Genomic DNA, 13,448 nt, shown 5'->3' with positions numbered 1-13,448 from the left:
ACGAACTTTTTTGCCTAAGCTTATTGAAATAATTTAAATCTTCTATTTTTATAACCTTATTTTTACGCGGCTTGTTCTCACAAATATACGACCTTTTTTGCAATCTTAGGAAGAGTCAATAATTCAATTCTTTAGCTAGCATGGTATCTTCACTAAAATATTTTTTGAAAAAGTTAGTTGACTTATAAATAATTCTCTACTAATACTGGCATGTGTTTGTTTATTCTGCTGAAGTTGCTCCATACAGGTTTGCTGTAAAAACTTCAGCAGTTTCCGTACTCCTTTAAAGCATAATCCATCACGCTCTTAATAATAGTGATATCAAATATAGGTCTTAACTATTTTAATCTATAGTAAAATTAGCTCAAATTTGCAGTCATAAGCAACTTTTAACCTATCTACATACTCCATTGTTACTCACCATAAAAACTTAACAAAAATATGAGTAGTAAAAAGATTGTGTTGAAATTAGCTTGACCAATATTATATATTGTACATAATATATTCTATATCTAGGCTAGGAGGTAGTATGGATACAGAGTCAGTAAAATATGTTGTAGAATCTATCAGTGAACAAAAGCTAGGAGAGGAATTAAATACTGAGCCATGGCATTCAAAAATTGAGCGTAATAGCAATGAGGAACCAACACCTGAAGATGACATAACAGATTTAGATGATTATAGTTTGTTTGTTCAAGGAATAAGTAATCGTTCGGAATGTTATGACCTTGATCAGAGACATGAAACTAGGGAGGCTGTTGACACATGTGTAAAACATACATTGTCGTATCAGAGTAAAACTGATGATATTGATTTATATTGGAAAAATTACCCTATTAGTCCAAGAGACTCTGCTTTAATTAAGCTAGATCTACCACTGACTGAAAGTGAGAGAAGTCTAATTGATGAATTTCGTAAAGAGTTAAAAGATGTAGTAGCAAAAAATGATCAAGGTTATAGGGATAAGCATGAAAATTTTACAAACACTGCTTTAGAGCGTATAGAGTGCATAACAAATAAATATTTGCAAAAAGGGATAAGACTCAATTCAAAATATAACGATGATAAGTATACTATAACAAGTTTAATTTTTAAGGAAATAAGAAATATCCCTGATAGAATACGACAGCATAAGGGATTACCACCTTATGAGAGTTTATCAGACGATAGTGAGACTATAACAAGTTTAGTTTCTAAGGGAATAAGAGATATTCCTGCCTACGAGGGTGTATCAGATGATAAAAATATAGGTATTATACGCAATATCATGAGTAATTTACTATTAAAAGGTGGAAGAGTAAAATGCAGTTCCTTTTATGATGATAAGTTATTGTATGCAACTTATGGGTTCAGTTATGAGATTTTTGCAGAATGTGAAGAAATCGATAACAAGCTAAAAAGTGTAGCAGATGAAGGTATTATAAACAGTAGTGCCCAAGGCAAAGCTTTACACGTAGAAATGGATAATGGATATTTTTATGTAAAATATTCGCAAGATAGCACTGTTGAGGTTGCAAAAGTTATAAATAATCCAAAAGTGAAAGATTTAAGTTTTAGACATCATATATTTCATGTTGGAAAGAGTATAGTAAGAGTTGAAAATGTAGGAGGAAAAAGAAATTATACAGACGTTTTAGAAGGTGGCATTGAAATGTCTTTTACTACTGAAGTAGGAAAGATTAGTATTCATCTACGTTCTAGTGATAAAGACAACAATAAAATTGAAGTAAAGATAAGTGACGATGACAAGAAGAAACTTGATCAATTAAAAGATAAGGAAGAAATAGGAGAAAATTGCTTACTTGGTGGATATTCAGTACATGATGCGATTAAACGAGGATATTTTGAAAAACATGAAACACTACGTCAATCTTCTGAAAAAATTACCTTATCTAATGAAAAGAAAAAAAATAGTTGGTGTGAGATAGTAACAAATTCAAAACAGACAACAAGCCGTACTGTAGGGTAAATGCTAAACTGCTTGATTGTCTAAAGATCTTATATTACTCACCATAAAAACTTAACAAACGACATAAGTAGTAAAAAGATTATGGTTATTGACTTAATGTTACATATCACATACAATGTATCATATATCTTAGCTTAGAGGGATAAGTATGGGTGAGTCTACTGGGATAGTAAAATCTATTATCAATCTACTAAAACCAAAATCCAAACCAGAGCCATCTGATTTTGAATATGAATCAATTATAGAACATCTATCATCTAAAGAGCATTTATTAAATGAACTGATGAATGATATGTGGTACTCAGGAGATTTACCATCAGTTAGAAACTATAATGAACCATCATCTTTGATAGATAGCAAACTTGGATTAAGTGAACAGATTTGTGTTTGGTTTGCTCTAGATCATGATCTTACACCAAGTCAAAAAAATTTAAACAAAAAGTTACTTAGTGCTCTAAAATGTTTAGCTTCTAACTGTGGTTCATTTGATAATACTGAGCCCCTTGAAGAATTCTTACATGATAATAAAAACAATAAAGATTTAAAAGTAATTCTTAACCTCAGAAGAGGAGAATCTCAATCAACAGTATTGCATGCAATTGCAGGAGCAAACATTGGTGGATTTCGTCGCACAGGAAATCAGGCTATAGATTTACTCTTAGAAGCAGGCGCAGATCCTAACATACAAGATAATAAAGGAAAAACACCATTATACCTTGCTGCTGCCAAAGGTCACCACGATAATGCAAACTCTCTTCTTTTGAAAGGAGCTAAACCTAATATAACAAGTAGAAAGGGCAAAACTCCACAACAAATAGCAACTAATAAACTCTGCTATAATATAGAAGAATTATTTTTAACTGATAAACAGAAAAAGTTGAATAAGGAATTGTATGACTTACTTGTACTCGATTCAGACTGCACTAAAAATTTAAAGGAGTTTTTAAGTAAGCATAAAAGAGATTCAGACCTAAAAGTAGTGCTAAATATTAGGCAAGGAATTTATCTTGCTTGCTAAATTTTGACATTCTTCCTTTATTAGTGATTTGTCTCTCTTCCTTATTTCTTCTATCTCTATTATTTTTAACTCCGGCATATAGCTCCCATTCAACATGTCTGCTATTTCTCCTACTAGCCTCTCTATTCCATAGCAGGTCAGTTCTCTACTTTTTGTTATTCCTCCTTTTTCTCTCAGAAATTTACTCGCCCTTTCACTTTCTTTGCTATCACATAGACGATACTTTTCACTTTCCCAGATGTAATACATTGGTGTTGCACCATACTTATTCAGTTGATTAACTTCAGCTCCTGCTTTTACTAGCTCTTTTATTATTTCAACTCCTCCTATTTTGCATGCAGAGTGGAGTTGCGTACATCCAGTGACATATTGAGTGGCATTTACTTCTGCTCCTTCCCTTAGCAGCACTTTTACATTTTCTAAGCTTTTCGCAAATACTGCACAGTGTAGTGGTGTATAACCATTTTTATCTCTTGCATTTACCTCTGCCCCTTTTTTTATTAATAATCTCACTGTTTTGTAATCAGAGATTTCTACTGCTTGGTGCAATATCGTCTCTCCTTCTTCATTTCTTTTATTAATATCGTTACTTGATACTTCTTTAAAAAACTTACTCTTGCTAAAACTCATTTCATACCTCACAAAATTAGCTTTTCTAGCGCCAGACAAATTTCTTATATTTACCTGCTGCTATTCAAGTCATGTCCTTTTTAGCATGAGAAAGCAAGTCCTTTTCTTTTTATTTCATACACTTTAACCTTATATTAATATAATATATGAGAATCTAAATATAAGTACTTAACTTATTAGACATATTACTTGACTATTTTTCCAACTTCTGTGCAAATGTCTATGTTCGTGCCACTTCAGTACTCCTGGGTAAAATACTAAAATGTAATTTTCTAATTCATGTATCGAATCTTTTTGGTCTGAATCTAAATCGTTTTCATACTTAATATTGTGTTCTGCTAAACCATATTTTGTAATCTTCTGATCTGTATAGTTTTCTATTTTGTAGTGGTGAGTAACGCTAAACCTTTCTAAAATTGGCTTGTGTTTTAAACTCCAATGCTGCCCTGAAAGTTTATCGCTTCCCAATACAAATTTATTTCCTCTTTCTTCTACGCTACTAACTGGAAAGCACGTATTTATGTCTCCTAAATCCCAACTGTCTGATAATACTATCTGCGCTTTTGCAAATTTAATCGATGGTAATAAACTCTGTGGTAATGGATATAGTGCTTTTAAGTTGTACCACAAATGATCTCTTTCATAGATGCCTTTATAATCCCTTGTGTGAGGCTCGGTTTCTCCAAGGATTGCTACATCTAGGCGATATATATCATTGCTTAAAGCTCGTTCATAATGATCGCGTAGATAGTTTTCTATAATCCTAATAACTGGACCACTAGACCTGAAAAAATTTACTCTTCCAAACGATAATACTGGTCCATCTTTTTCAACTTTTCTACCTGAATAGTCTGACAATAAGCTGCCGAATAAACTTTCATCTAAAATAAACCTATCAACGTTATAGTGATCATTGAAAATCCTCATTAGCCTTGATCTTGCTGGTAATGATAGTTTTGCAAGTTCTACTACTGCATCTACGAAGAAGTCATTTGGTACCTCTTTTATCCCTACTTGCAACTCAAAAAAGTGTTTACCGGGTGGTTCTTCGATGATTGTAATGTCTTCTATATTTGCCCACTTGAGTGCTATTTTAAGTGATTTAGGTGTTCCTCGCAGTCTTTGAAATTTTACTCCTTCTATTACGGCTTTTCTTCTATCTTTTACCCAACGCAGTATCTCTTCTAAACCATATTCCTCAATCAACCACGGCAATATTTTTTCCCCTAGGCTAAATTTAAATCCTCTTATCCTGCTTGGATCAACTTTATAATCGATTGCATTAACCAGTGCTTGCTCTTGCTTTGTTGCGTTTGGCGGTAATAAACTTTTCATTTGTCTTTTCTTTCAAGTTGCTTTAATTTCCTTTATTTAGGTAGCTTATGAGTAACCAAGAGATCATTGCAGAAAAATAAAGATGTTCTTAATATCGAAAACACTCTCCATAATATTTGACCATATTATCCATACTTTAAAAAACAAGTTACAACTTCTGGAAGAAAATCAATACTTTCGTCTCCCTAACATTGGATCCAGTGAACCTTAAACCACTTATTGCACGCAATCCCCTCACTGGCACAAAACAAAAAAAATACGTTTTAAATCCTATCTAACTTGACGTGGCCAAGCACTGCACACTCATTCCCCAATACCACAACATCCTCTTTTGGTTCTATTAATTCTACGTTTTCTACACCCTCTACAAATAGATTCGCTATTATCCACGATCTTGTTACACTCCATCCCAGCCTTCTACTTTCTTCAAACTTCTTAATAAATTGCTTCTTGATTTCTTCCTCTGATATTATAGGACTTATGCTCATTCTGCTGTGAATATCTATTTCCGTAATATTGCAACCTATCACTGTTACTGTATCGGTTAAAACCCTTATATCATCTCTAGTAACCTGCTTTTTTACAATTTCTAGTAGCTCTTCTGACACTATGCCAGTTGTGGATAATTGTGTTGATAAGATTGAAATTTGTACTTTCCCTGGTATAGTTGATTCCACTAGTGCATCTTTTACTCTACTATCTGCTGACAGTGCATGATATCGATAGTGTTCTTTGCTTCCACACGTGCTTGAGCCCACTATTTTTGCTTTAATTCTTTTTCTAAATCGTTCATCATCTTCTTCTTTCTGCCTCTCTACTCCATAAAATTCAGCCAAATTATCAAGATCTTCTCCCCTTGCAAATTTCAGTAAATTACTCTTTACTGCTTCGTTCATCCTTTGTCTGAGCAAAAGTTCTCGCCAGGCTGCTACCTCCAGAATCTTTATCGCTGGATCGGATTCTACTAACGCTGAAAAGGTTTCATCTCTACACACTAACTCCTCCTTCATTCTGGAAAAGATTTCCTCATAGCTTAGTTTTTCAATAATATTAGATGTCTGCATTTCTAAACAACTATTCCACTAATACCTATGAATTTGCCTTCTGAAAGATACATACCTTCAAGTACAAGAGTCATTTTTCCTTCTTTAGCTTCAGCAATCTTTACTTTTTCTAACTTAAATCTCTTCTCAAATTTCCCCAGTGCTTCTGCTGTTGCTGCATAGATTTCCAAAGTTAAATCTCTATTTATTGGCTTATCTACTAATTCAAATAATCGAGAACCATAATCTCTTCTCATTACTCTACTGTTAATAGGAGTGGTCAGTATATCAATTATCGACTGCTTTAAGTGCTCTATTCCTTCTAACGCTTTTCCTGTTTTAGCATCCATACCCTTCATTTCTATTTTGCAAAAACGCTTTCACTGCCTTTTATTACTTTAAACCCACATATCTCCTACTCTTCCTACACTAAGACCATTTGCAAACACTGTTTTTGATCCTTCAGTTAATGCTCTTCCTTCACTAAAACTGTCTCCTTGTCTACATATTGACTTACCGTTTACAAAAACATTATTACTTCCGCTAATGCAGAAATGTGGTATAGCTTCTCCACAGTAGTCTCCTAACCTCACTATTCCTTTGTTCAATTTAAGTCGATCCTTTCTGCTTTCAGTTTTATTCCACTTTTTGTCATTTCTATCTCTGATTTTCCTACTTTGAAATTTAATTTATCCACTACAGAAATTTCAAGATTCTTGCTCTCTTTGTCATACAATAACTTTGTTCCATCTTGAAATACTAAACTGTTAATCATTTCACTATTCTCTGGAGCAGAATAATTTTGCTGATATATTCCAGCTAGTACTACTCCTAATGATAACTCTCCCAATGGTGACAATATTACTACCTGTTCATTTATGCTTGGTGGTAGCCAGCTTCTTTCCTCTCCTGCTCTAGAAGTTATCCATGGAAGAAAATCTGTTAAAAGTTCTCCTATCTTCACTCTTACTTTTGCTTTCTCATAATCTACTTCTTTTACAACTCCTATTCGTACAATATTTGCTAACTTTCTTTGCAGCTCTGAAATAGCAAAATTACTCTCTAACATTTTCTTCTATTATAATCGTATGTGGCTTAATCTTATTTTCTGTCCATATCGATTTACCTAAATGAAGCTGATGACTCCAATCAACCATCCACACCAAATATGCATCTAATTCGGGTCTAAATCCGTCAATTTCTGCAGAGATAAATTCTCCTGGTGAAACATTTTTTATATTCCATGTATTTTTGTTTACAACTTTTGCCACCTCGGCAGCTAATGTTCTGACAATAAGAGGAGCATTTTCGATTGTGCTATCAACTACTATTCTAGCTTCAAATCTTGCTTTCAGAGCTAATTCTTCTGTTCCTGGATCTTTTCCTTGCTCTAGACTTGATAATTCTATAAATACTGCCGGTGCTACTAATTCTTTCCTTATTGCTGGATATACTTCGCATGTTTGTATCGCAGAAATTTCTTTCTTCAGCGTGGTACAAATTTTATCATGTAAATCTTTCAAATTCATCCTTTATAGCTCAATTCACGTTCAAAAAATTTTGTAAACACTTTCTCAACCTCATAATTAACAAGATTTCCTATTATCCTTGAAGCCTCAGGTTCGAGTGGCAATTTAACTTCCTTTATTGGCAATGCTGCTCTTCCTTCACGTTTAAACATACCGCTATTTCCTTTTGGCATAACTGCTGCAAATCCTCCTATAAACTCATGCTTTCCTACTTTCGATCCTCTTCTTGTTTTTTGTATCTTGCCAATTGTCGATGCTCTAATGTCATAGAGATTTGCTCTAATCAACACGTCTAATCTGCTAGTTTTCGCCTTAAAAATTCTTAATCTCTTTCTTATCAAACTTAATTTTATCTGCTTTTCCTCACTGATTTCCTTAGCTGCTTGCGCTTTTAACCATAGTGCCGTTTTGTTTAATGCCTTTACCGTTGCTAATTCTACTTTTCTTCTTTTAGCATTTACATTTTCTATTACCTCAACTTCTATATGAACAGACATTTTACACCCCATACGCTTTTATTTTCCACGTTATTCCAGACTTGTCTCTAAGTGGCGGTGAGTGTACTTTATATCTTCGATCACCTATAACAAAAACATCTCCTACTATTGGCCTTAACACATCAAACGCACTTACTTCTAACGCTAAAGTTTCTTCCACAAATTGTCCTTCACCAATCTCGTATAATTTATCTGGCTGTTGCTTTAATACTTGTACCATGTATGACTTATCCTTTGATTTATACAAAGCCACTTCTCCTAAATGGGCAAAACAATCTTTTAGTAATCTCTTAATATTCTCTTGCATTCTTTCATAAGTATGCTAATAAGGTATATACTAGTAGAGTCCTCTTGTGCCTCACCAACTTGTAGTTACTCTACCAGTATTGTTATGCTGCAACGACTTTTACTAATGTTCCTGGTCTGTGGCACACTGGCAGAGGATTTGACTGTGTATGTAAATCAGTTCCTCTATCAAACCTCCTTGGCTCTTGTTTTGCATATAGTGGCTGTCCAAGGGTATTTACTGTCTCATTAAAGTCTGCTGGTGCAAAATATGTTGTAAATGTACTTGCTGTTCCTACTGGAAAACAGTGCCCTGTATCTCTTTCTATAAATCTTCTCACGGTTCCTTCAGGATCAGTTGCTTGCCCTCTATATTCCTCAAATGTGATTCCACAGAACGTAAACCCTGACCTCATATCATTCCGAAGCGCTGCTCCTTCTTGCCATCTTTCATATGCTTCTTTTACTTTAGTATGAGAAGTAAGTGCATCAAAAAACTCAGGGCTTACTAAAGCATGAATCCCGGTCATATATTCACCACTTAAGTTGTCTTCAATATGCCGCAATACTTCCAGACACTTACGTTTTACATCTGTTGTTGCTGTTCCAAGGGCAAAATTTACTACTTTTGGTGTTATTTTAAATTCGTTGTACAGATTTAATAATTCTGACCCATCAGCATCTAAAATTATTCCTTTCAGCGCTCCCATACGCAAATGCTCCAACGTTATTGCATGTTTATTTCTCATTAGCTGCAAATGGTCAGTTATTACATCTGCCAGCGCTTTCAGTTCACTCTCTGATCCAAATGCCCTTATTCCTTGTACTTCTTCTGGTAACACCACATCATCATGAGGAATATGAGGAATGGTAAATGTCCTTACCTTTCTTTTACCACGTTTTCCTACTGTTGCTGGTGCCCCTGGTACTTGCGTTGGTAGTAGACTTAAAACTCCATTATGTTCTTCTATTGTAATATGTCTAAATCTTACTGACCTACTTGGAAACAAATTTAGATTTTCAACTCGTCCATAATTTATCGGCAATATATTCATCGCATTTGTTAGTGCCGTCATGCTAAATGCTGTATTTGTAAATGGATTTTGCATTCTTTTTCCCCCTTATTAATTTAAGTTACACTCCCTTGCGGACAATGATCCCTCGTCCTTCAAGTTGCTTTATTGCTTCAGCTTTCTGTTCTTCAGTGATATTTGCTGGCCACACAACTGCATGATCTGCTAGTATTGCACCACGAGTAATAATTACTGCTTTGGCATTTTCTGTCGCATTTACATCACTTACTATTGCACCTATTGCTGTTTGTGTGCCATCTGTTCCAGCAGGATTAAGTACTCTAATAAAACCATCTTCCGTCTTTTTGGCAACTACTGCACCAAGCTTAAGATTTTGACCTTTAGCTACTGTTATTTGGTCTCTTGAATATAGGTTGGACACTTCATATTTCAGAAGATCGCCTAAATTATTTCCTTCAGTTATACTTATCATGTCTTTTTCTCTCCTTTTTTTATTTTTTTTACCGCCGTGTTTATAACTGCTATACACTGCGGTTATTACCTTATAATTAGCCATTATGGCGCATTTTGGACACTTATTTACCGCAGAGCACTATATATGGCGGTTATAAAATTTAAATGCACCGACTTTTCGCTACCTGTGTCATCAAATCTTCCTGCGAATTCTGTGGTATTGCACTCAGTATCTCTGTCTTCTTCGTTCTCTCTGCAAGTAATTCCATTAAAACCTCCCTTGCTTGCTCAACACTTACGCCCTGCTCAATAAATTCTCCTATTTTCTCTGGCATTCGTGATAAGTTACATAAACGTATTAATTCAACAACTTCAGTACGATACTTAGTTAAATTATCAGTTTCTAGGTCAGTTGTAGTTTGTTTATTCATAGTATTTTCTCCTTTGTTAATAAATTCAAAAAATGTTGTAACTCCATCTGCAAGACCTATTTCTACTGCTTTCTCGCCAAAATATAGACCTGCTTCTGTTGATCGAATCTTTTCAATTGAAAGACCTCTGTTTCTTGCTATTAGCTGCACAAACATTTCATATAGTCGGTCTACTTCTTTTTGTAAGCTTTCCAGACTTTCAGACGTCATTGGCTCATGTGGATTTAAATCATTCTTTCTCTTGCCTGCAAAAATAGTTGTGTATTTTATTCCTTGCTTTTCATCAAAACCGCTTTGGTCAATGTGACTTGCAATAACACCTATACTTCCAACACCAGAGGTTCTACACACAAAAACCTTTTCAGCGCTAGAGGCTATAGCGTACGCAGCAGAATATGCATCATCATTTGCTATTGCAATAATTCTCTTTTTTGCTCTTGATTCATAAATAAAATCAGCTAGGTCAAAGACACCGTTTACTTCCCCTCCTGGACTGTCTATGTCAAGTAGAATCGTCTCTATGCTTTTATCTTCTAAAGCACTCTCTATCTCTTCATGAATATTTTCATACGAAGTCATGTCTAAAATATGATCAAAAGCTTCTGTTTTTTTTGTCAAAACTCCATAAATACGTATTATTGCTATTCCTTTTGGATTTATATGAAAATGCTTTAAATTCTTAAAGATAGGTTGTTTGCTGTTATATAATGATAGTAGTTCAAAACTTCTTCTCTCTACCATTATTGGTTTATTTATCCACATCACCTTCCTCCCCTTATTGTATTTTATGGCACATTAACGTCACAATCGAAACAAAGTCCAAAAGAATTAGCTCGCTTTTGATCTTCTGCTATTTCTTGGTCAATTTCTTCTACATCATAACCCATTTCTGATACTACTTCCGATCGACTCTTAAATCCATTCCTTACTGCCATTTGCTGTGCTTGCTGGTCTTTCAGTGGATCCACCCAATCAAATCCCTGTGGTATCCATTTTACTTCTTCTTTCGCTGCTTTTACTACTTTTTCATCTATACTCAGTTCTCCACAAAGCACTGCTAACTCTAGCCATCTATTCCATACTGGTCTGCAAAACTGGAATACCATAATGTTGTGTTGCAGCATAGCGCATCTACGACGAAACTCTATTAATCCAGCTCTGATTGATGAATAATTAACACCTGTTAAATCTCCTGTTAGCTGCTCATATGTTATTCCTGTACCTATTGCTATTGCCCTCAGTTGCTGTCTTATAAACGCTTCATAACTTCCTCCAACATCAGATGGTTCCGAAAATTTGATGTCTTCTCCTGGGTCTAAAAGCTGCATTGTTCCAGGTTCTAGGCCAGATAGTGCTACTCCTTGCTCACTTGCTTCACCTTCTCCCATGATATTTGCTTCAGGATCGAGCCTTGTAATAAACCCTGCAAACATTGCTGCAGTTTTCTTTCTTACCAGCTCTGCATCATCGTATTGATCAAGCTCATAAAGCTTCAGCAGTATATTAGAAAGCCAAGGTTCCCCTCTAATTTGTCCAGGTCTTAAAGGTTTATAGATATGTAAAACATCATTTGCTGGTACTCTAACTGATTCTCCAAACGAGCTTTCTCCTGGATGTTCTCTAAATAAGTAATATGCCTCTCTTTGCCCAAGCCTGTTAAACTCAATGCCATTACGGATTATGTTACCATTTGCTAAAGTTTGATTTGTTTTATTATCTAAATGTTCAGATTCAAGTACTTGTAATTGCAGAGGTACACACAGACCATCTTCAGGTTTTCGGATCCGCAGACGTACAAAACATTCTCCTCCCTCTATCATACTTCTGCATACTAGAGCTTGTAATCCATAAAAATCACTTATTCCACAGCTATCTGCTTCATCTGTCCATTTTAGCCATAATTCTTGTACTTTTTTGCGAAATTCTCCATCTCTTGCTTTTGATTGTGGTTTTATTCCTGTTCCAATAGAGTTACTTACTATCGTATCAATTATATTTGCTGCATATGGATTTTTTCTCACCATATCACGTGATCTACTACGCAGGTGCTCAAGGCTTTGAGAAAGCAAATTATTTATGCTTCCCGCTTCTCCTTGCCAATACATTACCCTTCTTCCTGAGCCCGCTGCATCCCATGCTAAACTTTTTATCTTTGGTTTGCTAAATAATTGCTTGAACGATTTTAACAGCATTACTTTTCCTTATCTGAAACTTTGGATAACTCAGCCTCTAGCTCTTCTATTGTTGGCAAGGCTGTCTTTACATTCTCTGGTAGATTTTCAGTAATTTTATATTCTGCCAACCCTATCGGTTTATTTATGTCTTTCAGTGTATACTTAGCTAGCACGTTATCCTTTGACTTGCATAAAATTAATCCTATAGATGGTTGATCTGTCTCGTGCTTTAGTAAATCATCAACGGCTGAAAGATAAAAATTCATTTTACCTGCATATTCTGGCTTGAAATCTTTGTCTTTTAGCTCAATTACTACAAAGCAACGTAACTTTAAATGGTAAAACAATAAATCAATATAGAAGTCTTTATTTCCAACATCTAAGTGAAATTGCCTACCTACAAATGCAAATCCTTCCCCTAGCTCAAGCAAAAACTTCTCTACATGGCCTACAAGACCTTTTTCCACTTCTCTTTCATGAGCGTCATCTCCTATACTCAAAAAATCAAAAATATATGGATCTTTTAATGTATAATGTGCTAAATCTGACTGGGGAGAAGGTAACTTATCTTTGAAGTTAGTAACAGCTTTTCCTTGACGTTTGTGCAATTCACGTTCGATTTGCATCACCATTATACTACGTGACCAACCGTGCTCTATAGCTTTTTGAAAATAAAATAGTCTTTCTTTTGGATCTTTTACTTTATCTAAAATAACTACAATATGAAACCAAGGCAATTGTGCAGCAACCTGCTGCGTAAATTCAGTATCTTGATATTCTGCAGCAAATTGACGCATATAAGTAAGATTCCTAGCACTAAATCCCTTCATTTCTGGAAATGCGCTTCTCAAATCCTTACTTAGCTGATCTATGATTTTAGCACCCCAACCATGTTCTTTTTGGCGCCTTAAGATCTCTGTACCAATATAGTGATAAAGCACAATGAGTTTGCTATTTACTGCTAGTGCTGCTTTATAACGACTAGTAGCAATCTGTTCTTTGAGCTGCTCTAAAAATTCTGTATATTCTTTTGCTATAATTTTTGTCATA

Annotated in this window: 15 protein-coding genes and 1 pseudogene; 2 read left to right on the top strand and 14 right to left on the bottom strand. The window is 34.8% G+C overall.

The genetic code is table 11. The features are described 5' to 3' along the window. Positions 1–529: 529 nt before the first annotated feature. Both OPR29_RS02055 and OPR29_RS02050 read left to right on the top strand, forming a co-directional pair. On the top strand, positions 530–1,969 hold the full coding sequence (locus tag OPR29_RS02055) for a hypothetical protein (protein WP_265025144.1): 1,440 nt from the start codon (positions 530–532) through the stop codon (positions 1,967–1,969). 148 nt (positions 1,970–2,117) lie between these two features. Next, on the top strand, positions 2,118–2,987 hold the full coding sequence (locus OPR29_RS02050) for an ankyrin repeat domain-containing protein (RefSeq protein ID WP_265025145.1): 870 nt from the start codon (positions 2,118–2,120) through the stop codon (positions 2,985–2,987). Here OPR29_RS02050 and OPR29_RS02045 read toward each other — a convergent pair. The 14 genes and pseudogenes from OPR29_RS02045 to OPR29_RS01980 form a co-directional block, all read right to left on the bottom strand. Continuing rightward, positions 2,952–3,617: an ankyrin repeat domain-containing protein gene (locus tag OPR29_RS02045; RefSeq protein WP_265025146.1), complete on the bottom strand. Its 666-nt coding sequence runs from the start codon at positions 3,615–3,617 to the stop codon at positions 2,952–2,954. The two genes, OPR29_RS02050 and OPR29_RS02045, sit on opposite strands and share 36 nt — an antisense overlap. Positions 3,618–3,785: 168 nt before the next feature. After that, a complete protein-coding gene (locus OPR29_RS02040) occupies positions 3,786–4,952 on the bottom strand; it encodes a phage tail protein (protein ID WP_265025365.1) in 1,167 nt (388 codons plus the stop codon). A 263-nt stretch (positions 4,953–5,215) separates the two neighbouring features. Further along, complete coding sequence (locus tag OPR29_RS02035) at positions 5,216–6,016, bottom strand: baseplate assembly protein (protein WP_226080699.1); 801 nt, start codon at positions 6,014–6,016, stop codon at positions 5,216–5,218. Between the two features lie 2 nt (positions 6,017–6,018). Beyond that, positions 6,019–6,354: a GPW/gp25 family protein gene (locus OPR29_RS02030; protein ID WP_264374786.1), complete on the bottom strand. Its 336-nt coding sequence runs from the start codon at positions 6,352–6,354 to the stop codon at positions 6,019–6,021. A gap of 2 nt (positions 6,355–6,356) precedes the next feature. Beyond that, positions 6,357–6,603: pseudogene (locus OPR29_RS02025) on the bottom strand (PAAR domain-containing protein). Continuing rightward, positions 6,600–7,064 carry a phage baseplate assembly protein V gene (locus OPR29_RS02020; protein WP_047759504.1) on the bottom strand — a complete coding sequence of 155 codons (465 nt, stop codon included), beginning with the start codon at positions 7,062–7,064 and terminating at the stop codon, positions 6,600–6,602. Before OPR29_RS02020 ends, OPR29_RS02025 begins: the two are co-directional and overlap by 4 nt. Next, on the bottom strand, positions 7,051–7,524 hold the full coding sequence (locus OPR29_RS02015; RefSeq protein ID WP_253308731.1) for a hypothetical protein: 474 nt from the start codon (positions 7,522–7,524) through the stop codon (positions 7,051–7,053). The genes OPR29_RS02020 and OPR29_RS02015 overlap by 14 nt, the downstream gene beginning before the upstream one ends. Further along, a complete protein-coding gene (locus OPR29_RS02010; protein WP_264374787.1) occupies positions 7,521–8,021 on the bottom strand; it encodes a phage tail protein in 501 nt (166 codons plus the stop codon). The genes OPR29_RS02015 and OPR29_RS02010 overlap by 4 nt, the downstream gene beginning before the upstream one ends. A 1-nt stretch (position 8,022) precedes the next feature. Beyond that, entirely contained in the window at positions 8,023–8,328 is a 306-nt protein-coding gene (locus OPR29_RS02005; RefSeq protein ID WP_265025364.1) for a head-tail joining protein, read from the bottom strand. Between the two features lie 82 nt (positions 8,329–8,410). Beyond that, complete coding sequence (locus OPR29_RS02000; RefSeq protein ID WP_214303341.1) at positions 8,411–9,415, bottom strand: major capsid protein; 1,005 nt, start codon at positions 9,413–9,415, stop codon at positions 8,411–8,413. Positions 9,416–9,440: 25 nt separating this feature from the next. Continuing rightward, a complete protein-coding gene (locus OPR29_RS01995; protein ID WP_214303461.1) occupies positions 9,441–9,812 on the bottom strand; it encodes a head decoration protein in 372 nt (123 codons plus the stop codon). A gap of 142 nt (positions 9,813–9,954) precedes the next feature. Beyond that, positions 9,955–10,986, bottom strand: coding sequence for a S49 family peptidase (locus OPR29_RS01990; RefSeq protein ID WP_265025363.1), 1,032 nt, complete (start codon positions 10,984–10,986; stop codon positions 9,955–9,957). A gap of 23 nt (positions 10,987–11,009) precedes the next feature. After that, a complete protein-coding gene (locus OPR29_RS01985) occupies positions 11,010–12,416 on the bottom strand; it encodes a phage portal protein (RefSeq protein WP_265025362.1) in 1,407 nt (468 codons plus the stop codon). Next, positions 12,416–13,447, bottom strand: a complete 1,032-nt coding sequence (locus OPR29_RS01980) for a PDDEXK nuclease domain-containing protein (protein ID WP_096097252.1) — start codon at positions 13,445–13,447, stop codon at positions 12,416–12,418. Before OPR29_RS01980 ends, OPR29_RS01985 begins: the two co-directional genes overlap by 1 nt. Between the last annotated feature and the right edge of the window lies 1 nt (position 13,448).

It is taken from the genome of Wolbachia endosymbiont (group B) of Pammene fasciana, assembly GCF_947251495.1.
Taxonomy (GTDB): Bacteria; Pseudomonadota; Alphaproteobacteria; order Rickettsiales; family Anaplasmataceae; genus Wolbachia.
Note: the sequence above shows the minus strand (reverse complement) of the source record. Positions and strands in the feature narration are given on the sequence as shown.

Coding starts and splice junctions, on each gene's coding strand:
- OPR29_RS01980 (WP_096097252.1), bottom strand. CDS start 13,447: ATGACAAAAATTATAGCAAAAGAATATACAGAATTTTTAGAGCAGCTC.
- OPR29_RS02005 (WP_265025364.1), bottom strand. CDS start 8,328: ATGCAAGAGAATATTAAGAGATTACTAAAAGATTGTTTTGCCCATTTA.
- OPR29_RS02040 (WP_265025365.1), bottom strand. CDS start 4,952: ATGAAAAGTTTATTACCGCCAAACGCAACAAAGCAAGAGCAAGCACTG.
- OPR29_RS02030 (WP_264374786.1), bottom strand. CDS start 6,354: ATGAAGGGTATGGATGCTAAAACAGGAAAAGCGTTAGAAGGAATAGAG.
- OPR29_RS02035 (WP_226080699.1), bottom strand. CDS start 6,016: ATGCAGACATCTAATATTATTGAAAAACTAAGCTATGAGGAAATCTTT.
- OPR29_RS01995 (WP_214303461.1), bottom strand. CDS start 9,812: ATGATAAGTATAACTGAAGGAAATAATTTAGGCGATCTTCTGAAATAT.
- OPR29_RS02020 (WP_047759504.1), bottom strand. CDS start 7,064: ATGTTAGAGAGTAATTTTGCTATTTCAGAGCTGCAAAGAAAGTTAGCA.
- OPR29_RS02015 (WP_253308731.1), bottom strand. CDS start 7,524: ATGAATTTGAAAGATTTACATGATAAAATTTGTACCACGCTGAAGAAA.
- OPR29_RS01990 (WP_265025363.1), bottom strand. CDS start 10,986: ATGTGGATAAATAAACCAATAATGGTAGAGAGAAGAAGTTTTGAACTA.
- OPR29_RS01985 (WP_265025362.1), bottom strand. CDS start 12,416: ATGCTGTTAAAATCGTTCAAGCAATTATTTAGCAAACCAAAGATAAAA.
- OPR29_RS02000 (WP_214303341.1), bottom strand. CDS start 9,415: ATGCAAAATCCATTTACAAATACAGCATTTAGCATGACGGCACTAACA.
- OPR29_RS02045 (WP_265025146.1), bottom strand. CDS start 3,617: ATGAGTTTTAGCAAGAGTAAGTTTTTTAAAGAAGTATCAAGTAACGAT.
- OPR29_RS02050 (WP_265025145.1), top strand. CDS start 2,118: ATGGGTGAGTCTACTGGGATAGTAAAATCTATTATCAATCTACTAAAA.
- OPR29_RS02055 (WP_265025144.1), top strand. CDS start 530: ATGGATACAGAGTCAGTAAAATATGTTGTAGAATCTATCAGTGAACAA.
- OPR29_RS02010 (WP_264374787.1), bottom strand. CDS start 8,021: ATGTCTGTTCATATAGAAGTTGAGGTAATAGAAAATGTAAATGCTAAA.